Origin of the sequence: Streptomyces cadmiisoli, from assembly GCF_003261055.1 — a bacterium.
In the GTDB taxonomy this organism is placed as follows: domain Bacteria; phylum Actinomycetota; class Actinomycetes; order Streptomycetales; family Streptomycetaceae; genus Streptomyces; species Streptomyces cadmiisoli.
Map to the genome: position 1 here is coordinate 85,298 of NZ_CP030074.1, position 19,556 is coordinate 104,853.

General features: G+C 71.5%; 17 protein-coding genes and 1 pseudogene. 9 read left to right on the plus strand and 9 right to left on the minus strand.

What is annotated here, in order from left to right; all coding sequences use genetic code 11:
- Positions 1-62 precede the first annotated feature (62 nt).
- Positions 63-1,493: a hypothetical protein gene (locus tag DN051_RS41240; RefSeq protein WP_162625166.1), complete on the plus strand. Its 1,431-nt coding sequence runs from the start codon at positions 63-65 to the stop codon at positions 1,491-1,493.
- A 67-nt stretch (positions 1,494-1,560) separates the two neighbouring features.
- On the opposite strand, the gene DN051_RS41245 is transcribed toward DN051_RS41240, so the two are convergent.
- Positions 1,561-3,462, minus strand: a complete 1,902-nt coding sequence (locus tag DN051_RS41245) for a galactose oxidase family protein (RefSeq protein WP_425471824.1) — start codon at positions 3,460-3,462, stop codon at positions 1,561-1,563.
- Positions 3,463-3,471: 9 nt separating this feature from the next.
- A pseudogene (locus tag DN051_RS48020) lies at positions 3,472-3,930 on the minus strand (discoidin domain-containing protein); the annotation flags it as partial.
- An 816-nt stretch (positions 3,931-4,746) separates the two neighbouring features.
- Here DN051_RS48020 and DN051_RS47390 point away from each other — a divergent pair.
- Positions 4,747-5,694 (plus strand): LysR family transcriptional regulator, encoded by a 948-nt coding sequence (locus DN051_RS47390; protein ID WP_112442963.1) that lies wholly within the window; start codon positions 4,747-4,749, stop codon positions 5,692-5,694.
- Between the two features lie 65 nt (positions 5,695-5,759).
- On the opposite strand, the gene DN051_RS41255 is transcribed toward DN051_RS47390, so the two are convergent.
- The 3 genes from DN051_RS41255 to DN051_RS41265 are packed head-to-tail and all read right to left on the minus strand — an operon-like array spanning position 5,760 to position 7,653.
- A complete protein-coding gene (locus DN051_RS41255) occupies positions 5,760-6,398 on the minus strand; it encodes a hypothetical protein (protein WP_112443364.1) in 639 nt (212 codons plus the stop codon).
- Between the two features lie 47 nt (positions 6,399-6,445).
- Positions 6,446-7,105, minus strand: coding sequence for a hypothetical protein (locus DN051_RS41260; protein ID WP_246041261.1), 660 nt, complete (start codon positions 7,103-7,105; stop codon positions 6,446-6,448).
- A gap of 11 nt (positions 7,106-7,116) precedes the next feature.
- Positions 7,117-7,653: a hypothetical protein gene (locus DN051_RS41265; RefSeq protein ID WP_159054027.1), complete on the minus strand. Its 537-nt coding sequence runs from the start codon at positions 7,651-7,653 to the stop codon at positions 7,117-7,119.
- A 399-nt stretch (positions 7,654-8,052) separates the two neighbouring features.
- Between DN051_RS41265 and DN051_RS41270 the strand changes: the two genes are divergently transcribed.
- Together DN051_RS41270 and DN051_RS41275 are read left to right on the plus strand one after the other, a co-directional pair.
- Positions 8,053-9,555 (plus strand): SWIM zinc finger family protein, encoded by a 1,503-nt coding sequence (locus tag DN051_RS41270; protein WP_112442965.1) that lies wholly within the window; start codon positions 8,053-8,055, stop codon positions 9,553-9,555.
- A gap of 155 nt (positions 9,556-9,710) precedes the next feature.
- Positions 9,711-10,337 (plus strand): GntR family transcriptional regulator, encoded by a 627-nt coding sequence (locus DN051_RS41275; protein WP_053758834.1) that lies wholly within the window; start codon positions 9,711-9,713, stop codon positions 10,335-10,337.
- Here DN051_RS41275 and DN051_RS41280 read toward each other — a convergent pair.
- Both DN051_RS41280 and DN051_RS41285 read right to left on the minus strand, forming a co-directional pair.
- Positions 10,334-11,137, minus strand: a complete 804-nt coding sequence (locus DN051_RS41280; RefSeq protein ID WP_053758833.1) for a carbon-nitrogen hydrolase family protein — start codon at positions 11,135-11,137, stop codon at positions 10,334-10,336. The genes DN051_RS41275 and DN051_RS41280 overlap by 4 nt on opposite strands.
- Before the next feature lie 32 nt (positions 11,138-11,169).
- On the minus strand, positions 11,170-12,525 hold the full coding sequence (locus DN051_RS41285) for an MFS transporter (protein ID WP_112443366.1): 1,356 nt from the start codon (positions 12,523-12,525) through the stop codon (positions 11,170-11,172).
- 147 nt (positions 12,526-12,672) lie between these two features.
- Here DN051_RS41285 and DN051_RS41290 point away from each other — a divergent pair, with 147 nt between their 5' ends.
- Positions 12,673-13,359: a DUF2848 domain-containing protein gene (locus tag DN051_RS41290; protein ID WP_053758832.1), complete on the plus strand. Its 687-nt coding sequence runs from the start codon at positions 12,673-12,675 to the stop codon at positions 13,357-13,359.
- 240 nt (positions 13,360-13,599) lie between these two features.
- On the opposite strand, the gene DN051_RS41295 is transcribed toward DN051_RS41290, so the two are convergent.
- Both DN051_RS41295 and DN051_RS41300 read right to left on the minus strand, forming a co-directional pair.
- Positions 13,600-13,869: a hypothetical protein gene (locus DN051_RS41295; protein ID WP_112442967.1), complete on the minus strand. Its 270-nt coding sequence runs from the start codon at positions 13,867-13,869 to the stop codon at positions 13,600-13,602.
- Positions 13,870-14,102: 233 nt separating this feature from the next.
- On the minus strand, positions 14,103-15,041 hold the full coding sequence (locus tag DN051_RS41300; RefSeq protein ID WP_053758830.1) for an Lrp/AsnC family transcriptional regulator: 939 nt from the start codon (positions 15,039-15,041) through the stop codon (positions 14,103-14,105).
- Between the two features lie 191 nt (positions 15,042-15,232).
- Between DN051_RS41300 and DN051_RS41305 the strand changes: the two genes are divergently transcribed.
- From DN051_RS41305 to DN051_RS41320, 4 genes are read left to right on the plus strand one after another with little or no spacing between them, the layout of a single operon-like run.
- Positions 15,233-17,359 carry an acetate--CoA ligase family protein gene (locus DN051_RS41305; RefSeq protein ID WP_053758829.1) on the plus strand — a complete coding sequence of 709 codons (2,127 nt, stop codon included), beginning with the start codon at positions 15,233-15,235 and terminating at the stop codon, positions 17,357-17,359.
- The gene (locus DN051_RS41310) at positions 17,353-17,844 is read left to right on the plus strand and encodes a hotdog family protein (protein ID WP_053758828.1); all 492 of its coding nucleotides are present in this window, start codon (positions 17,353-17,355) and stop codon (positions 17,842-17,844) included. The genes DN051_RS41305 and DN051_RS41310 overlap by 7 nt, the downstream gene beginning before the upstream one ends.
- Positions 17,841-18,749 carry an amino acid ABC transporter permease gene (locus tag DN051_RS41315; protein WP_053758827.1) on the plus strand — a complete coding sequence of 303 codons (909 nt, stop codon included), beginning with the start codon at positions 17,841-17,843 and terminating at the stop codon, positions 18,747-18,749. The genes DN051_RS41310 and DN051_RS41315 overlap by 4 nt, the downstream gene beginning before the upstream one ends.
- Positions 18,749-19,534 carry an amino acid ABC transporter ATP-binding protein gene (locus tag DN051_RS41320; RefSeq protein ID WP_053758826.1) on the plus strand — a complete coding sequence of 262 codons (786 nt, stop codon included), beginning with the start codon at positions 18,749-18,751 and terminating at the stop codon, positions 19,532-19,534. The genes DN051_RS41315 and DN051_RS41320 overlap by 1 nt, the downstream gene beginning before the upstream one ends.
- The last annotated feature ends 22 nt before the right edge of the window (positions 19,535-19,556 follow it).

Sequence of the window (19,556 nt, forward strand, 5' to 3'; positions counted from 1 at the left end):
TTATGTAGCGTGCTTCTCGCGTCCCGTCGTAGGGGCCGCTCCCCCACACCTCAGAGGTCACCATGAATCGCTGGTCGAGCGCGGCGGTGTGCTCGATGGTCTGCACGGCCGCGCTGTTCGTCTCGGGCTGCGCGGACACCGCGCCCGGTCCGGTCGGCGCCACCACGCGGACGGGCACACCGGACGACGGCTCTCCCGAGAAGCGGCCGGAAGCGCCCCGCCGGAGTGCCTCCTCCGCGCCGGGCGACAGCGAGGAGCGTGACCGTACGACGACACTCCCGGTCGCGCCGGGCAACACGAGCAGCGGTGCCGCGTCCGTCAGCCGCCCTTCCGACGGGCGGCCCGGGCGGGACACGGGCGCCCAGGTCACCCTCGCCTCCTACGACGCCGCCTCCGGTCGGGCGGTCGTCAGCCACGACGCCGGTTCGACGGCCCCGCTGCGCAAGGGTGATGTGGTGGCCAGTCCGCCGACCGGGGCGGCCCCGCGCGGCGCGCTGTTCCGGGTCACCGGCGTACGTGCCGGAAGCGATACGAGGACCGAGGTCACCACCGCTCCGGCCGGCCTCGCGGAGGTCCTCGGGGACACCCGGGCCGTGGGTTCGGTGCCGGTGCCGGGGGCCGCCTGGGAGATCGATCCCCTCGTCGAAGGGATCGACCTGGGAAGCCGTGTGACCGGCCGCGCGAAGAGGGACGCGTCCGGGAGCGGTGACAGGTCGCTGCGGATCGGTTTCGACACCCGGGTGCCCATGTTCCGCGGCAAGCCGTGGCTGGAGCGCGAGACGCGGGTCGGCGGGTTCTTCGAGATCGCGCCCGAGGTCACCTTCGCCTACGACGGCCGGGGCACCACCGAGGCGGAGGACGCGACCGCCTCGGTGGGCGTGGCCGGTTCGTACAAGTCGGGCTGGCGCATCGAGGGGCCCGTGGTGGCCCCGCGCCTCGCGCCCCGTCTGCCCATCGCCGTGCTCGCCGCCTATCCGGTGGTGATGGTCGGTTCGGTGCCCGTCGTGGTGTCGCTCAAGCTCCGGCTGGTGCTGGAGGTGCGGGCCGACGGCGCGCTCCGGGTGGACGTGGAGCAGACGGCCGGGGGTTCGTTGCGGATCGGTACCCGCTACTCGAAGGCGTCGGGTTGGAAAGGCGACGCCCGTGCCGAGGGGAAGCCCGTCGGGGACGGCACCGCCGAGGTGACCGGTGAGGGCGATCTGCGCACCATGCTCGGTCCGGAGGCGAGCATCGGCCTGTACGACGCTGTCGGCATCGACGCGTTCTTCGGCCCGTATCTGCGGGTGAAGGCCAGGCAGCCCGGCCTGCTGGGCGCGTCGGACGAGGGGCGGGAGGGTCGGTGGAACCTGTACGGCGGGGTGACCCTGGAGACTTCCCTCTTCAGCCGGCTGCCCTTCACCGTGCTCGGGTTCCGGCCGACACCACGCCTTGTCTTCCCCCTCATCACCAAGGAGTGGCCGATCGCGAACGGCAGCCTCCCTCCCCTTCCGTGAACGGGCCGCACCCGTCGCCGCGGTCGCCCTGACCGCGTCGACGGGTGCGGCCCTTGCCGCGGTCGGGTCAGGAGACCGTCAGGAACCGGGACTCGCTGGGCACCCCGTCGGCGTCGAGGGCGAACAGCATGTAGTTGCCCGGGAGTACCACGCCGGGATCGGACGGGACGGTCACCCGGTACGTGCCGTCTCCCGTCGCCGTGGACTCCAGGGGGACGCGGCGTTGGTCGTTGTCGGTGGAGTGGGTGGCGGCCGCGGCCCGCATCAGGACGAAGGACTTCACCGGCTTGTCGGTGGTCACCGTGAGCGTCGAGCCGGGCGCGGACCTCGGCGGCACACCGCCGGTGATGGCCGGGCGCGGCTTCGGCGATCCGTCCTCGTCCAGGAGGTACGGCGGTGTGAAGACCGCACCGTCGGGGTGGTTGGTGTCGCAGCCACCGCACAGGCCTCCGCCGCCGGAGAAGATGCGGCCGTCCGGCAGCAGGTTGGCGACGCTGTGGTAATTGCGCGGGACCGCCATGGTGGCGAGCGGGGTGAACTCGCCGGTGGCGGGGTCCCACAGCTCGGGTGTCATGACCGCCGTGGCGTCGCTGAACGGCACCACATGGGACTGTCCGCCGAACACGGCCACCTTGCCGTCGGGCAGGACGACGCTGTTGCTGAAGCCGCGGGCCTGTTCCATGTCGCCGGTGCGGGCGGCCTCGACCTTGTCGCCCGAGACGCTCACGGTGTAGGCGCGCCGGGTGGCGTCGGACTTCTCGTAGGCGGGAGCGCCGCCCAGGGTGAGCAGCTTGCCGACGTCGTAGGGGACGGCGTTGCCGTTCATCGCGTCGCCGCTGTCGGCGCGGTTGCCCGCCGAGGTGAGGCTGCCGTCGCCTGTGGTGGTGATCCAGTTCATCTGCTTGCTCGGGCCGACCTGAAGGACCTTGCCGCCGGAGGTGGCGTGCAGCCACATGTGGTTGTCGGCGCGGTAGGGGCTGTCCGGGTCGGCCGTCATCGCGCGGTCGGCGGGGACGCCGGGGAGCTTGCGCCAGGTCTCGGTGTCCGGTGACCACACCTCGCCGTCCTTGCCGCCCTCGCCGCCGCTCCAGGATCCGCCGAGGACGAAGGCGTCGCCGGTGGAGAGCAGCGTCATGGCCTGGTAACCGCGGGGGATGTTCATGTCGGTGGTCTCGGTCCACTCGTCGGTGGCCGGGTCGTAGATGCTCGCCTTCTCCGCGTTGCTGCCCCCGGTGACGAGGACGCGGCCGTCGGCGAGCATGGCTATGCCGGGGCAGAACATGTCGTGGCCGGTGTTGTCGACGCGGCGCTGGGTGACCTTTCCGGTCTTCAGGTCCAGGATCGCGGTCTGGGTGAAGCCGTTGCTGCCTCCGAAGTTGTCGACCGCGTAGGCCGACCAGGCCAGCATCTTGTCGCCGGGCAGGACGGCGGTGGCCACCGGCACCAGGGGGAAGCCGATGATCCTGCCCCAGGAGCCGTGCACGGCGGGGTCGGCCGGTCCGCTCAGACGTATCTCGCCGGCCGAGGTCCACGGGCCGCGCCCGCCGGCCTCCGTGGTCACGGTCAGCCGTACGTAGCGTGCTTTCTCGGTACGGGTGAAGGTGGCCGTCTTGACCGTCTCGTCGTCCTTCCAGGTGCCCTTGGCGACGGGCTCGCCGAAGGTGGTGCCGTCGGTGCTGGTGGTGACGGTGTAGCTGCCGGCGCGGCCGTTCGCCCGGTCCCGGCGCGGCTGGTAGCTCAGCGCGGAGACGTCCGCCGTGCGCTTCATGTCGACGGTGATGCTGTGCGGCAGCGGGGCGGCGGTGCCGCTCCACCTGCTGTGCCAGAAGGTGTCGGGGTCGCCGTCGAGCACGTTGGCGGCACGGCCGTTCTCGCCGCCGGTCTCCTCGCTGCTGGCGGTGGCCGTCCACCCGGTCCGGGCCAGGTCGACGGTGGCTTCCGGGCTGCCGGGGTCGCCGAGCAGGTTCAGTTCGGCGGCGGCGGCCCAGGGGCCGCGGCCGCCGGCCTCGGTCTGCGCGGTCAGCCGTACGAACCGGGCGCCCTGCGGGGCGAATCCGAGGGTCTTGGCGCCGACGTCGTCCGCGAGGGTGCCGGAGGCCACCGGGCTTCCCCAGTCCTGTCCGTCCTTGCTGACGCTGATGCTGTACTCGCCGATCCGCCCGTTGGCGTTGCCGGTACGGGGCTGGTAGACGAGCGCGGACACGACGGCCGTGCGGTGCATGTCGAGGGTGATGGTGTGCGGCGGGCGGGTGGCGGTGCCGCTCCATTTGCTGTGCCAGAAGGTGGCGTTGTTGCCGTCGAGCACGTTGGCGGCGCGGCCGTTCTCGCCGCCGGTCTCCTCACTGCTCGCCGACGCCGTCCAACCGGTCCGGTCGAGGACGGGGGCGGACGGCTCCATGGCGCTCGCGGGGACGGCGGGGTGGTGCGGTGATGTCATCGCCCGCTGCTGCTCGAAGGGCGGGGGTGCGGACCGGGACTGCGCGGTGCGGTCGGCCGCGGCCGGGCTCGCGATGCCGACGCCGAACAGTGTCGTCAGTCCGACCAGCAGTGAGCCGGCGCCGAGGGCTATGTGCAGATGGGAGCGGCGTAACGCCCGCGAGCGGGCGAGGAACCGTCTGGACTTCAAGCTGACCTCCTGGGACTTACTGGTGCAATCCCGAGGAATCTAGGCCAGATGGTCGGTAACTGATTGAGAAACAAACGTAGTTGGCGCAAAGCGACAACAGTGGCCGACGGCCGGTGGTCTCCTTCCGCGCTCCCCCTCAGGTGCTTCGGGGACGGACCCCGGCCCGTTCTCCGCCGCACGGCCCACGCCGCACGCCGCACGGCCCGGCCCGGCGGCTTCTTCTCCACCCACCAGCCGACGGACCAGGCGTGCTGTGCGTGCCCCGTCCAGAGGTCGCGGACGTGCGGAAGACGGAACGACGCACCGCCGAGGCTGCCGCAGCGGACTCGGGACGGCAACGAAGTGCTCACCGGCCCTCAGCGTTGTCGCCGCGCGGCCCGCGGCACGACCGGGGCAACCGCACAGGACGCGTGAGCGGTTCCTGCGGCGGCCGGCCCAAAAGCCTCTGGGCAGAGCGGTGCGGGCGGCTGCCGGTCCTCCCGACCGCGGCGTCGCGGGACCTCGGCGCGCCATGGCACCGACGGCCCGGGGCAGGAGGCCCATGAGCCGACGCGACCGCGAACTCGCAGGGGGACGAGGGGTGTCGACGCCGCGTCTCATGAGGGGGGACCGACGAAAGGAGCACATATGGCCGACGCGGGTCCCGACGCCGACCTGAACGACATCCGTCTGCTCAGGACCTTCATGGTCGTCGCGCAGGAGCTGAGTTTCACCCGAGCCGGCGCGCGGCTCCATCTCACGCAGCAGGCGGTGTCGTCGCAGGTGCGGGCGCTCGAAACCAGCGTGCGGGTGCAGTTGTTCCGGCGGACCACCCGCAGCGTCCGCCTCACCCGGTCCGGCCGGCTGCTCCAGGAGCGGGTGCAGCCGCTCCTCCAGGCCCTGGACGAGGCGATCGTGGACGCCCGTGAGGTGGCCCACCGCGGCGGGGCGGTCCTGGTGGTGGGTCATACCGCGTCGGCCGCGCACCGGCTGCTTCCCGGGGCCGCGGGTGTGCTGGGCCGCGTCGCGCCGGAACTGCATCTGCGCAGCGAGCAGTACTCGGAGCTGGGACTGCGGGCCGCCGTCGCCGAGGGGCGGGTGCACTTGGGCGTGGGGCTGGAACTCGCCTTCGGCGGCCGCCGGATCGCCCGCCAGGAGGTGGGGCGCGAACCGTGGTGCGCCGTGGTCGGGCCGCGGCATCCGCTCGCGGACCGGGGGCGGGTGGCCGTCGCGGACCTGGCGGGGCACGTGTGGCTCAGCTGGCCGCGCTCCAGCCACCCCGGGCACTGGCGCGCGGTCCACCGGATCGCCTCCGCGACGGAGGCGACACCGGCCGTCGCGGAGACCTGGCTCAGCCTTGCGCAGGCCCGTCTCACCACCACCCGCGCGGTGATGTTCCAGCCCCTGTCCGTGAAAGCGCACCTTCCGCAGGGTCTGGTACCGCTCGAACTGGAGGACGCGCCGGTCGGCAGCTTCTCGGCGGTGTGGAGCACACTGGCCACTCCACCCTGCCTGCACCAGGTCCTCTCGGCCCTCGCGGAGGCGGCCGAGCACCCCGGGGTGTCCGGCGTCCCGGGCCGGGCCCTTCGCACGTGAGCCCTGCACGCGGACGAGCCCGACGCGTATGTGTGCCCCACGCGCGTGTGCGGCGTGCGTGCGTCCTACGCGCAGTACGTGCCGCGTTCCTCCGCCGTCATCGGCCGGGAGCGCTGGGTCTTGACGCTGGGTTCGCCCTCGGCCGGGCCGGTCGCCTCGAAGGGGACGTACCAGTAGCGCTTGCCCTCGAACCGGTCCTCGAAGATCAGCTCCACGGTTCCCTCGACCTTCTGCACCTTCGGGGCCCGGGTCACCCAGCCGACGTGTCCCGCCGGAACGTTGATGAACGTCGTCTGGGACTCCGTGTGCGACGACGACCAGGTGCGGGTGAAGGACTGCTCGAACGACGCCTTGAAGATCTTGATGAAGCCGAGGAAATCGGTCTCGAAGTCCTCCCGCAGGGACACCTTGTGGGTGTTGGTCTCGCCCGTGGTGTCCTCCCAGGCCCGTGAGGAGGTCTGGTCGTCCTCCGTGCAGTTGAAGGCGAGGTCACCGACACGATGGTCCTCGCCCGGGGTGATGGTGAGTCCGCCGGTCGGGTGGAAGACGCACTTCTTGGTCCCGTTGTCGCACTTGGCGAGCAGCTCGCGATCGGTCGGTGGACTCTCCTCGGCCTGCGCCGAGGGGCCGCCGACCAGGCCGCCGCCGGCGAGCAGCAGGGCGAGCGCGCCGGCCCACCGGGCGCGGTGGTGCGCATACGACATGATGCGGGTCTCCTTCCACATGGGCCGAGCCGCCGTGGCGCGTGCCCTCAGCAGTGGTTCGCCTTCTCTTCTTCCGTCATGGGCCTGGAGCGCTGCGCCATGCTGCTGGTCTCCAGCGGGCCGGTGGCCTCGAAGGGCACGTACCAGTAGCGATGCCCCTTGAAGTGGTCCTCGAAGATCAGCTCGTAGGTGCCCTGGACCTTCTGCATGTCGGGGGTCCGCTCCAGCCAGCCGATCTGATAGGGGCGCACGTCGATGAACGTGGTGGCGCTCTCGGTCTTCGCGCTCTTCCATGTCGTCTCGAAGGACGTGGTGATGCTGATGCTCAGCGGGCCCCCGAAGCCCGCCCCGACGGTCGTCGACGTGCCGACGCTGTTGGTCTCCTCCACGGTGTCGGACCAGGTGATGCCCGAACGCTGCAACCGGGGTGTGCAGTTGTAGGCCTCGTCCCCGACCTTGCGCCGCTCACCGGCCACCTCGACCAGGGGACCGCTGGGGTGGAAGACACACTTCTTGGTGCCGTTGTCGCACTTGGCCAGCAGTTCGGCCTCGGTCGGAGGGGTTTCCTCGGCCTGCGCGGAGGGTGCGGTCAGCAGGCTCCCGGCGAACAGCACGGCGAGGGCGCCCGCCCGGCGGGCACGGTTGTACGACGTCCTCGGTGCTCGACGGTCGCAGCCGGCGGTCTGCGTACGCGGTGTCCCGCTCATGGTCTTCCCCGTCACCGGAACTCGATGGACTCGGCGTAGTCGTTCCACTGGCCCTCCAGCACGGGTGTCAGATCCGCGAACCGGGGGGAGGCCACGCCGTCGAGGTAGGGCCGCGAGTACAGGGTGACCTCGCACTCGGCCCAGCCCTGCACGGAGGAGACCTGGCCCTTCCAGTCGTCCGGGAGGTTGAAGTAGAAGCCGGTCTCGCGCTCCTCGCCGCAGGGGCGGCTGCCCCACAGGGTGATCGAGCCACCGCCGTAGCGGTAGTCCTTGAAGAGGGTGCCGATCACCACGTCGGTCGGCAGCGCGACTTCGGTCTGTGCGCCGAGGGCGTCGTCCTTGATCCGGACGGCGGCGTACTCCTGGGCCGCTTCCGGTGTGCTGAAGCACTTCTCTTCCTTGTTGCCCACATTGACGGTGCAGTGCTGCCCGTTCTCCTCGGGGGCGGCACCCGCCGAACCGATGGTGACGGACGCCGCGCAGACGATGCCGAGGATGCCCGCGCCCATGACCACCGCCCTCCTGTTACGCCGTTTCCTGCTTCGCATGAGCGTCATTCCTCTCGGGTGTGGTGACCGGGCGGCCCGGTTCCGCTCCGGCGCTCGTCATCGTGCTGTCGCCGTGACCTGCGACGCAACAACATCCGTGTGCCGGGCGGGAGTTGTTGTGAATGCCGAAGGCCTCGTCACCCGATGTCCCGTAGTTCCGCTTTATTACGCGGCTTTGAGTTGTGAACACGGTCAGCGGCGGACCCGGCCCGCTCGCCGTCGACGCACCGCGGAGCCCGGTGCCCGCCCAACGCGCAACGCTGTTGATCATTGGTGCCGAACGCGGCGGAAGAAGCGCGGAGTTGTGTCACGATGCCGACGTCCGGCCGGTCGCGGCAGCACACTGGCGAACCGCGGGCCGGACGGCAGACGACAGGGCGACGGCGGGTACAGACGAAGATGAGCGACGTGCGGTCCCGCACCTATGTGCGGCCCTCCGCGGTGACCGGCACACGTACGGCCCCCGTCCTCGGCCTGGAGACCAGCGGCGGGGCGACCCCGACCGGTACGGCACGGCACCCCCACTTCTACTCCGGTGTCCTCACCGCCTCGCAGGCTGCGGCGGTGGGTCTGCTCGCCGTCGCGGACGTCTCGCGGACCTGGTACCGGGAGGAGCACCCCGGCCGTGCCGTGCTCGACCCGGTGGTCACGGGCCACGACGACCGGCTCCGCTTCGAGGCGCTGTCCCCGTGCCGCGGGCTCTACGCACGGCTCGACATACTCGGCGACGGCGTGAACGGCGCCCGTATCCACCGCGGCAGCGCGCACTTCGACGTCAACGACACCCTGCTCCACGCCCTGGGACGGGTCCGCTCCCGCCGTCCGCTGCACCTGCGCGTGGGGCCCGTGCTGCCTGCCGCGAGGGCCGCGCTCGACGGCCCGAACGTACGGAAAAAGGTTCCGTCGCCGCAGCTGCCGCTGCGTGACTTCGCCGAGGCGCAGGCCGTCGCGTCCCGGCTCGGCCTGCGCGCCGAAGTGCCGCGGCTGCGGGCGCAGCGGCTGGTGCGGGCCCTGGCCCGGCAGGGGGACGTACGGCTCTGGGCGACGACCGTCAACGGTGGGCTCGGACTGTCGGCCGTGCCGTCTCCGAGCGCTGTGCCCCTGCCGGACGCCGGGCGGCTGGAGGTGCTCCAGCGCGTCGCGCTCCACATGACGTCGCTGCGCCTGTACGGCCCACCGGCCGCGGCCGGGCACGCGGGCGCCGCGTCCGCGTGGGAGGCCGTACTGCCCGGGATGCGGCTGACGCTGGTCCCGCTGTCCGGCGTGCACGCGAGCCTCACCGCCGACGGCCGAACCCCGACGGCACCGGACGCCGAATCCGACACCCACGCCGATACCGATGTCCATACCGATACCGATACCGATACCGATCCTGATGCCGGCTCCGACTCCGGCTCCGATGCCTGTACCGACGCCGACGCGGATCCCGAACAGGGCCGGCAGGACGCCGAACTGCTGTCGGTGCTGCTGTCGTGGGAGTCACGCATCGACCCCGCGGCGCTCGCCGAGCAGGCCGGATTGACGGTCGCGCGCACGCGTACGGCGCTGGCCCTCCTCGTCGACGCCGGGCGGTGCGGCTACGACGCGGCCGAGGCGGCGTACTTCCACCGGGAGCTGCCCTTCCACCTCCGTGAACCCGAGCCGCGCCACCCGCGCCTGGTCGACGCACGGGCACTGGTCGAGGCGGGCGCGGTGACGCTGAACCGGCGGTCGGGGACGGCCACCGTCGCCTCCAGCGGGACCGTCCACCACATACGCGAACTCCATGGCCGACGCACCTGCACCTGTCTGTGGTGGTCCCGCCACCAGGGGGTGCGCGGGCCGTGCGAGCACGGGCTGGCGGCGGTCGCCGCGCTGCGGAACGGACCCTCCCGGTCACGCCCGGCCGCGCGCAGGACGTAGGCGAGTCGGCCGAGTCCCGCGCATGGACCAGAACTCCATGTGCGGCTCCGTACGGGTCGGTCGCCACACCCGCGCCTGACCGTCAGCCGGCGCACGGGGTGCGTTCGCGGGCGCGGGCTGTATACTCATTGTATGCAACCGTTGTGGGGGCCGTCATGACGTCGGGCAGGGAGAAGGCGTACGCCTTCCTCAAGGAGCACGTTCTCACCGACCCGGACCGGCAGGGCGAGTTCCTGTCCGAGCAGGAGCTGGCGGATCGCATCGGGGTCTCCCGCACCCCCATCCGCGAGGCGCTGCTGCTGCTCGCCGCCGAGGACCTGGTGCGCCTGGTGCCCAAGCGCGGGGCGCAGATCGTTCCGCTGTCGGGGCGCGAGATCACCGAGCTGATGGAACTGCGCGGCATCGTCGAGCGGTACGCGGCGGAGCAGGTCATGCCCGCCGGACCTGACCTGGTGTCGGAGCTGACCGGGATCCTGGAGCGCCAGCGCGCCCTGAGCGGCCCCGAGCACGCCCGGGAGTTCATCGCCGCGGACCATCTCTTCCACGCGACGATCGTGGCGGCGGCGGGCAACTCCCTGCTCGTGCGGCACTACGACGGGCTGCGCAGCCGGCAGATCCGGGCCGGCGTGGTGGCGCTGTACAACCAGCAGGGCCGGCAGCAGGCCGTGCTCACCGAGCACCGCGCGATCCTGGCGGCCGTCGCCTCCGGTGACCGTCCGGCGGCGCAGGCCGCGATCGACGGTCACCTGGAGACCACTCTGAAGGTGCTGCTCGCCGGCTAGCGGGCGGTCAGCCGGCGGTTGGCCAGGACCGGTACGGCCCGGCGGACCGCCGCGACCTCGTCCGGATCCACGTCCACGAGCAGCAACCCGGGGTCCGCGCCGAGGCGTCGGCGCACCGTGCCGTCGGGGCCGACCAGCGCGCTGTGTCCGATCCCGGTGGGTGCCGTCGACTGTGCCGGACCCGCGCCCGACGCGGCCGGGTCCGCCTGGCCCACGGCGGCGAGCCACACCGTGGCGTCCAGCGCCCTGGCCCGGATCAGCAGTTCCCACTGCTCGGTCTTGCCCGGCCCCGCGCCCCAGGACGCCGACAGCAGCGACACCAGCGCCCCGGCGTCGGCGTGCGCCCGGAACAGTTCGGGGAAGCGGACGTCGTAGCAGGTGGCGAGGCCCATCCGGATGCCGTCCACGTCGATGGTGACGACCTCGGACCCGGGTGCGACGGTGTCGGACTCGGCGTAGCCGAAGGCGTCGTAGAGGTGGATCTTGTCGTAGGCCGCCTCGACGCCGGGGCCGGTGGCGAGCAGGGTGTTGGCCACCTTGCCGCCCGGGGCCGGGGTGAACATGCCGGCGACCACCACCAGCCCGGCCTCCTCGGCGAGGGTGCGGACCGCGGACGCCCAGGGGCCGTCGAGGGGTTCGGCGAGCGGCGCGAGGGGGGTGCCGAAGCACGCCATGGCGGCCTCGGGGAAGACGACGACGCGGGCGCCCTCGTCGGCCGCGCGGTGGGTCTCGGCACGCAGCAGTTCGAGGTTCTGCTCGGGCCGGGGTCCGGTGGTGAGCTGGCTCAGCGCGATACGCATGGACGGTCCTGACTTGTGTACGGCGGGGGGTGTCAGTGCTGCACGGCGGGCTGCGAACGGGTCGCGAGCGCTTCCGGATCGGGGTCCATGTCCTCGGACGGGTTCCCGTCCCGGCCCAGGCACAGGCCGACGACGGTGACGACCGCGGTGACCGCCACGTAGAGGGCGAGCGGGAGCCAGGAGTCGTAGGTGTCGAGCAGTGTGGTGAACAGCAGGGGTGCGACGGCTCCGCCGATCACTCCGGCCAGGGTGTACGCCAGGGACGAGCCGGTGTAGCGCAGCCGGGGCGAGAACTGCTCGGCGATGAACGCCGCCTGAGGTCCGTACATCAGTGAGTGGACGGCCAGTGCCACCACGACGCCGAGCACGAGCAGCACCCAGTCGCCGCCGCCGATCATCGGGAAGAACAGGAACGGCCACACGCCCGCCGCGACGGCGGAGACGCCGTACAGCAGCCGCCGGTTGACGCGGTCGGACAGCGCCCCGGCCAGCGGGATGAGGAACACCTGACAGGTGGAGCCGATCAGGACGGCGGACAGCGCCGCGCCCCGCGACAGGCCCAGCTCGCCGGTCGCGTACGTCAGGACGAAGACCGTGAACAGCGCGTACAGCACGTCCGGGGCCACCCGGCACAGGATCGCCGCGGTCAGTTCTCGCGGGTGGGTGGTGAACACCTCGCGCAGCGGGGCCTCGGGGCGCTTCTGCTCGGCCTCCATCGCCTTGAAGACCGGTGTCTCCTCCAGTTTCGCGCGGATCCACAGGCCGAAGAAGACCAGGACGCCGGAGAGCAGGAAGGCCACGCGCCAGCCCCAGGAGATGAACTGCTCCTCCGTCAGGAGGAAGCCGAGGGCGGCGAGGACGCCGTTGGCCATCAGGTTTCCGGCGGGCGGGCCGACCTGGGCGGCGGACGCCAGGAAGCCGCGCCGCCGCGGGTCGCCGAACTCGCTGGAGAGCAGTACGGCGCCGCCCCACTCGCCGCCGACGCCGACGCCCTGGGCGAAGCGCAGGACGACCAGGGCGATGGGCGCGGCGACGCCGATCGTGGCGTGGGAGGGGAGCAGACCGATCAGCAGCGTCGCGGCGCCGATCAGTACGAGCGTCGCGATGAGGACCTTCTTGCGGCCGATCCGGTCGCCGAGGCGGCCGAAGACGAAGCCGCCGAGGGGCCGGGAGACGTAGCCGACGGCGTAGGTCGAGAAGGCGAGCAGTGTGCCGGTGGCGGGGTCGTCCGACGGGAAGAAGACCTCACCGAAGACGAGTGCGGCGGCCACCGAGTAGATGGCGAAGTCGTACCACTCGAGGGCGGTTCCCGTGAGGCTCGCGAAGAAGGCCCGGCGGACCGCCGAGCCGTTGTGCTGTGGCGCTTCCCTTCCCTTTTCGCTGCTCATGCCCGTGCTCGTGCTGTCGTCCACGATGACCGTCCTTGCTGGGGTGCGCTGTCGACCTAACGGCATACTTCTTGTATACAGGTCGTATGCGCAAGCCTTCGCGCACCTCGATTTCGCGCCTCCCCTGATCGATGTGGAGAAAACCCCATGGCATTGCTGACCTTCGAACTGCCCGACGGCACCACCCGGAGCGTCGATGTCGTCCAGGTGCTCAACGCCGGGTACGCCGGGCGCCGCCAGGAGGATGTGGCCGCCCATGTGGCGGAACTGGCCGAGCTTGGGGTGCCCGCGCCGTCCGTGACCCCCGCGCTGTATCCGGTCGCGCCGTACTTGGCCCAGCACACCGGCCGGGTCAGCGTCCAGCACGGACGCACCTCGGGCGAGGCGGAGTGGGCGCTGGTGGTGGACTCCGAAGGGGATGTGCTGCTGACGGCGGCCTGCGACCACACCGACCGCGAACTCGAGGTGCACGGGGTGGCCTGGAGCAAGAACGCGGGTCCGGACGTCCTGGCCCGCCGCGCCTGGCGGTTGAGCGAGGTGCAGGACCGGCTGGACACCCTGACGCTGCGGGCCTGGGTGAGCCACGACGGACAGGAGAGCGCGATCCAGGACGGCACGCTGGCCGAACTGCTCACGCCCGGGTACTGGATCGAGGTGCTGCGCGCCCGTGACGGTCTGCTGCCGGGGACGGTGCTGATCTCCGGCACCATCCCCATGGCCGAGGGCGTCGACCAGTTCGCCGACCGCTGGCGGGTCGAACTGGGCGACCCGGCCACCGGAGAGGTGATCGAGCTGGTCTACGACGTGGTGCGCATGCCCGCGCCGATCGGCTGACGGAGCCGGCGCGCGGAGGGGTCCGGGGGCCGTTCCGGGGGCCATCGCCCCTGCCCGGTACCGCACCGGCGCGGCGGCCGCCCTCCCCTGCGCCGGTGACGCGGGCCGCGCCCGGGGCCGGAGCAGGCGGCGGGCACCGGCCGTCCCCGGGGCCGGTGCCCGCCGCCCAGGTGTGCCGTCGGCGGGGTCATGCCGACGACACGCCTGGGCGGCGGGTCTTTCGGGGGCTCGGTCCGCAGGTCAGGGCATCCAGAGGTCCACCGTGGCGGCCGACCAGTCGAGTTCCCAGCCGGGGCGCAGTCCGCGCGCCGCCCAGGTGCCGGGCCGGCCGATGGGGATCTGGCGCCCGGCCCGGTGGGCGGCGCGGGCCCGGTCGTAGCCCTTGCGGGCGCGCTTCAGGGCCTGCCGGCCGGACGACGCCTCGCCGGTGAAGACGTGCACCCCGTGCAGCGCCGGATTCCGGTTCGGGTGTGCCGGTACGTCGACCTGGAAGAACTCTCGGTGCGGCATGACGGTGGATCTCCTCTCCGGACGAGCCGTCGGCGAACACCTCGGCGGTCCGGGACGAGTCCGGCGCGGGCGACGCGGTGGGCCCGCGCCACCCCCGCCGGCCAGGGATCAGCCTCTGGGCCGGGACCACTTCCGTGTGGCTACGCGATCCACAATCCTCCGATTCGCGGCAAATCGGATCAGGGGTTCTCCCCAGTCCCGCGGATCGGCCGCCCCTTCGGCACCCCGGCGCGTCAGCGAGCGGCGACGCCGCCCCGCGAGCGCGGCAGCGCCCGCAGCGGCCGGCGGTCGTACTGCTCCTTGACCAGCTCCAGATGTGTCCACGACTGGAGGTCCCGCACGCCGTCGATCGCCCGCATCCGGTCCAGGATGTCGATCGTCTCGGCGCGCGTGCGGGTGATCAGCGTGCCCACGGCGTCGCAGCGCCCCAGCGTGCGCGCCAGGAAGTCCACCTCGTCCATCCGGCCGATCGCGCTCAGTGCCGCCGCGCCGTCGGTTTCGAGATGGAGTTGGAACCCGCTCATCTGGGTCATGCCGAACGCGGTCGGATTCACGATCCCGGTGACGGCGACGACGCCCGACTCGATCAGCCGCAGGACACGCGTGCGCGTGGCGCCCCGGGACAGTCCGACCCGGTCGGCCAGATCGGCGTACGGCATGCGGCCGTCCTGCCGCAGCAGCTCCAGCAGATGGCGGTCCGTGTCGTCGAACTGGTCCAGGTTCCCCGGCCCGTTCGCCGGGGTGTGCGGCTCCTTGACCAGGTGGGTGTAGAGCAGCGTGTCGACGGACTGGACGCCGTCGACGGACCGGATCAGGCTCACCGTGTCGGACAGGTTCGCCACGTCCGAGGAGCGCAGCTCGGCGACGACCGCGTGCCGGCCGGACACGATCGACACGAAGGGCGTGTCCGGGAGTTGCGCGACGGACGCCGCGACCTGCGCCGTGGTCCTGCCCTGCACCGCGATGGAGACGTGTCCGAACGCGTGGATCCCGTCGAACTCGGGATGGACCATGGCGACGACCCGCAGCACACCGGCTTCGAGGACGCGCTGCACCCGGGCCCGGGCCGCCGTGCGCGAGAGCCCGACCCCTGCGCCGAGCGACTCGAACGAGGCCCGTCCGTCGATGCGCAACTGCTCGATCAGGGCGAGATCGAACTCGTCGAGCTCCATACGGGTCCTTCCTGGTCAGCCACCACGCCGGACCCTAGCAACTCGGCACGGCCGCAGATGGGGTCACCCTCATCACCAATCTTCGATGCGTCTGCGAATCACAGCGAGAGGAAATCATTCGTTCGCCATATGCGCAAGAGACGACCGAATGGGTATTGACGGAGCTGTTGGGCAGCCATAACCTCGCCGCCATGTCCAGGAACTCCCACACCGGCGGTGCCCGAGCGGCCGCGCTGTCGTCGTTGTTCGCGCCCAAGACCGTCGCGGTCGTCGGCGCGTCCAACGACACGGCGAAGATGGGCGGGCTGTACTTCCAGCACCTGCTCCGGTCGTTCGACGGCACCAGTCACCCGATCTCCCGCAGCGGCCGGCCCGTGCAGGGCGTCGCCTCCTACCCGTCGCTCACCGACCTCCCCGACGTACCGGACGTCGCCTTCGTCGCCGTGCCCGCCGCCGCCGCGGCGGCCGTGACCAGGGAAGCCGCCGACCTGGGCGTCCCGGTCGTCGTCCTGCACACCGCCGGCTTCGCCGAGACCGGTGAAGCCGGCGAGGCCGCCGAACGCGAACTCACCGAGTACGCACGGGCCCGCGGCACCCGCGTGGTCGGCCCCAACTCGATGGGCATCTACGGAGGTGCCACCGGGGTCAACCTCCTCGGCCTGCCGGCGCGGCCGGGCGGCGTGGCGTTCATCTCCGCCAGCGGCTCGCTCATCGAGTCCGTCGCGCCGAAACTGCGGGCCGGCGGGCTCGGGTTCCGCAACGTGGTCGGCTTCGAGAACCAGGCCGACATCGAGATCCACGAGTACGTCGAGTACTGCGCGACCGATCCCGGCGTCGAGGTGATCGCCCTCTACCTGGAGGGGATCAAGAACGCGAACGGGCGGCGCTTCGTCGACGCCCTCGAAGCCGCGGCGCGCACCAAGCCGGTCCTCGTCCTGCGCGGCGCGCAGACCAGCTCGGGACAGCGGTCGGCGGTCTCCCACACCGCCGCGATCGTCTCGCCGTCGATGATCTACGACGGTCTGCTCGCGCAGGCCGGGGTCATCGAGGTGGAGGACGAGTCGCAGCTCGTGCCGCTGATCGAGGCGCTGTCCATCGCGCCGCACGCCGGCAGCGACCGGGTCGCGATCATCGGCAACGGCGGCGGTTTCGCCACGCTCACCGCCGACGCGGTCGAGCGGGCCGGACTGCGGGTCCCGGAGTTCTCCCCGGACGTCCAGGCGGCGCTGCGCGAGGCCCTGAACCCGCTCGCCGCCGTGGGCAATCCGGTCGACGCGGTCATCGACAGCGACGGGGACGGCTCGCTGTGGGCGGAGCTGGCCGAGATCACCCTCCGGGACGACATCGGAGCCGTGCTGAAGTTCGGCCTCTACAAGGACGAGGCCCAGTCACGCGAGTTCTCCTCCATCGTGGGCGAAGCACGCGCCCTCGGCCGGCTCAGCAAGGCGACGAAGACCCCGATCTACGTCTACTCGCCGTACGGCGACGCCGACGACGCGATCGTCCGGGCCTTCCTGGACGAGGGCGTCCCCGTCGTGCGCACGCCGCGCATCGCCGGCCGGGTGCTGGCGGCGAGCGCCGCGACGGGCGCCGGCCCGAAGCCGGCCGGGAAGCCCGCCGCCGGCCGGCGGGACCACCACGGGCCGTCGGCGGCCCTGCCCGAGTTCGAGAGTCTCGCGGCCGTCGCACGCCTGGGCCTGCCGGTGCCGGCCCGTCAGTTCGTCACGGCGCGCGAGCTGGCGTCCGATGACGCGACCGCGCTGACGTTCACCGCCCCGAAGGTGGTGCTCAAGGTCGTCATCGACGGCGTGCACCACAAGTCGGACATCGGCGGCGTACGCACGGGCGTGCCCGGTGATCAGGCCTGGGCCGGCGCCCGCGCGATGCTTCAGCGGTTCGCCTCGGCCGGCGAACACGAGGTCGAGGGAATCATCGTGATGGAGCAGGTGGTGGCCGACGGCCCCGAACTCCTGCTGAGCGCACGGCGGGATCCCGCCGTGGGGCCGGTGATCACGGTGGGCGCCGGCGGCGTACTGGCCGAGCTGCTGCGGGACGTGCGGACGTTCGCCGCCCCGCTCACCGACGACGAGGCCGTCGCGCTCCTCGACTCGCTGAAGATCGCGCGGCTGCTGCACGGCTACCGCGGCTCGCGCGGAGTCGACGTGGCAGGGCTCGCGGCCCGGATCGCCGCCTTCAGCCGGGCGTTCGCCGAGGACCACACCCTGCAAGAAGTCGAGATCAACCCGCTGATGACGGCCGCGGAGCGGTTCTGGGCCGTCGACGCCATCGTTCACCGAGAGGACCAGGACCCATGCTGACCACGAACGAAGTCCGGCTGGAGGACATCCCCGGCCTGCTCGGGCAGACCGTCGAGAGCCCCTGGATCAGCGTCGACACCCGGCTTCGCGGGCTGTTCGAAGAGGCGACGATGATCGACGAGTTCATGACGCCGGAGGACCGGCTGCTGTACCCCGAGGGGCTGCTGGAGGGTTTCCATCTGCTCGGCCTGCTCGACCACTTCATCAGCAAGTACATCAACTGGGACATGAGCTCGACCTACGGTCTGAACTACGGCCTCGACCGGGTCCGCTTCGTCTCCCCGATGGTCGCCGGCCGGCCGCTGCGCTTCCGTACGACGGTCACCGAGGTAGAACCGAAGCACGACGGCTACCTGATCGTCTTCGAGTGCGTGCTCGAGCACGAGGACGCCGACCGCCCCGGGATGACCGCCACCTGGCTGTGCTACCAGCTGCCGACGGTCGACCCGGCCGGCGAGGCGACGACCGAAGACGGCGCGCGATGACCACCGTCGTCGAGGAGCTCAGACGCGGACCGGAGTCGGAGCTCCCGCCCGTCGCCGCGCGACGGCATCCGTGGCGGACCGGCTTCGCCGTGTTCCTGCTGGTCGCCGCCGCCTGGTCGGCCTACCTGCTGTCCCGCAACGAGCGGTTCGGCTGGGACGTCATCGGCACCTACCTGTTCTCGGAACCCGTACTGGACGGCCTGGTCCTCACGCTGTGGCTGACCGTGGTGTCGATGGCGATCGGCATCCTGCTCGGCATCGTGCTGGCGGTGATGCGCAGTTCGGAGAACTTCGTCATCTCGGGGCTGGCCGCGGGCTACGTCTGGTTCTTCCGCGGAGTGCCGCTGCTGGTCCTGCTGGTGTTCTGGTACAACCTCGCCGCGCTGTTCCCGACGATCGGGGTGGGCGTGCCCGGCGTCTTCTCCGTCGTCGACCTGAACACGAACGCCCTGATCACGCCGGTGGCCGCCGCCATCATCGGCCTGGGCCTGAACGAGGCCGCGTTCATGAGCGAGATCGTCCGGGCCGGTATGCGCTCGGTGGACCGGGGGCAGATCGAGGCGGCGCGGGCGCTGGGGATGTCGCCGGATCTGGTGCTGCGCCGGATCGTGCTGCCGCAGGCGATGCGGCTGATCATCCCGCCGACCGCGAACGAGATCGTGAACATGCTCAAGACCACCTCGCTGGTGAGCGTCCTCGCGGTCGCCGACCTCATGTACTCGGTCCAGCAGATCTACGCGAGCAACTTCCAGACGATCCCGCTGCTGATCGTGGCGAGCGTCTGGTACCTGGTGCTGACCTCGGTCCTCAGCGTCGGCCAGTACTTCCTGGAGAAGCGCTACTCGAAGGGTGTGCAGGTCAGGAAGTCACGGCTGGCTCTGCGCCGGGCCGAAGGAGGGTCCTGATGACCACGTCCACAGCGCCGCGGGACACGATCGTGCGGGTGCGCGGGATCCACAAGCGGTTCGGCTCCCTGAAGATCCTCAACGGGGTCAGTCTGTCCGTCGGGCGCGGTGAGGTCGTCTGTGTGCTCGGGCCGTCGGGCTCGGGGAAGTCGACGCTCCTGCGCTGCATCAACCATCTGGAGAAGGTCGACGACGGCCTCGTCGTCGTCGGTGACCACACCATCGGCTACGAGGAATCGGGCGGTGTGCTGCGCGAGTTGAGCGAGCGCCGGGTGTGCAGGCAGCGGACCTCGGTCGGCATGGTCTTCCAGCGGTTCAACCTGTTCTCGCACATGACGGTTCTGGAGAACGTCGTGGAGGCGCCGGTGCGCGTCCACCGGCGCAAGCGCGGCACCGTCGAGCGGGAGGCCGTCGAACTGCTGCGGCGGGTCGGTCTCGCGGAGAAGAAGGACGCCTACCCGGACCAGCTCTCCGGAGGCCAGCAGCAACGCGTCGCCATCGCCCGGACCCTCGCGATGAAACCGGACGTGGTGCTGTTCGACGAGCCCACCTCCGCGCTCGACCCCGAACTCGTGGGTGAGGTGCTCAGCGTCATGCGGGGCCTCGCCGAGGACGGACTGACGATGATCGTCGTCACCCACGAGATCGGATTCGCGCGCGAGGTCGCCGACCGCGTCGTGTTCATGGACGGCGGCGTCGTCGTCGAGGAGGGCGCTCCCGCCGCCGTGCTCGACACGCCGCGCGAGGAACGCACCAAGGCGTTCCTGTCCCACGTTCTGCACTGAACCCCGGCCTCACGGGGCCACC

What these genes read in the sequence shown, in the direction of transcription:
- DN051_RS41240 (WP_162625166.1), top strand. Translation starts at nt 63, where the DNA reads ATGAATCGCTGGTCGAGCGCGGCGGTGTGCTCGATGGTCTGCACGGCC.
- DN051_RS47390 (WP_112442963.1), top strand. Translation starts at nt 4,747, where the DNA reads ATGGCCGACGCGGGTCCCGACGCCGACCTGAACGACATCCGTCTGCTC.
- DN051_RS41255 (WP_112443364.1), bottom strand. Translation starts at nt 6,398, where the DNA reads ATGTCGTATGCGCACCACCGCGCCCGGTGGGCCGGCGCGCTCGCCCTG.
- DN051_RS41260 (WP_246041261.1), bottom strand. Translation starts at nt 7,105, where the DNA reads ATGAGCGGGACACCGCGTACGCAGACCGCCGGCTGCGACCGTCGAGCA.
- DN051_RS41265 (WP_159054027.1), bottom strand. Translation starts at nt 7,653, where the DNA reads ATGCGAAGCAGGAAACGGCGTAACAGGAGGGCGGTGGTCATGGGCGCG.
- DN051_RS41270 (WP_112442965.1), top strand. Translation starts at nt 8,053, where the DNA reads ATGAGCGACGTGCGGTCCCGCACCTATGTGCGGCCCTCCGCGGTGACC.
- DN051_RS41275 (WP_053758834.1), top strand. Translation starts at nt 9,711, where the DNA reads ATGACGTCGGGCAGGGAGAAGGCGTACGCCTTCCTCAAGGAGCACGTT.
- DN051_RS41280 (WP_053758833.1), bottom strand. Translation starts at nt 11,137, where the DNA reads ATGCGTATCGCGCTGAGCCAGCTCACCACCGGACCCCGGCCCGAGCAG.
- DN051_RS41285 (WP_112443366.1), bottom strand. Translation starts at nt 12,525, where the DNA reads ATGAGCAGCGAAAAGGGAAGGGAAGCGCCACAGCACAACGGCTCGGCG.
- DN051_RS41290 (WP_053758832.1), top strand. Translation starts at nt 12,673, where the DNA reads ATGGCATTGCTGACCTTCGAACTGCCCGACGGCACCACCCGGAGCGTC.
- DN051_RS41295 (WP_112442967.1), bottom strand. Translation starts at nt 13,869, where the DNA reads ATGCCGCACCGAGAGTTCTTCCAGGTCGACGTACCGGCACACCCGAAC.
- DN051_RS41300 (WP_053758830.1), bottom strand. Translation starts at nt 15,041, where the DNA reads ATGGAGCTCGACGAGTTCGATCTCGCCCTGATCGAGCAGTTGCGCATC.
- DN051_RS41305 (WP_053758829.1), top strand. Translation starts at nt 15,233, where the DNA reads ATGTCCAGGAACTCCCACACCGGCGGTGCCCGAGCGGCCGCGCTGTCG.
- DN051_RS41310 (WP_053758828.1), top strand. Translation starts at nt 17,353, where the DNA reads ATGCTGACCACGAACGAAGTCCGGCTGGAGGACATCCCCGGCCTGCTC.
- DN051_RS41315 (WP_053758827.1), top strand. Translation starts at nt 17,841, where the DNA reads ATGACCACCGTCGTCGAGGAGCTCAGACGCGGACCGGAGTCGGAGCTC.
- DN051_RS41320 (WP_053758826.1), top strand. Translation starts at nt 18,749, where the DNA reads ATGACCACGTCCACAGCGCCGCGGGACACGATCGTGCGGGTGCGCGGG.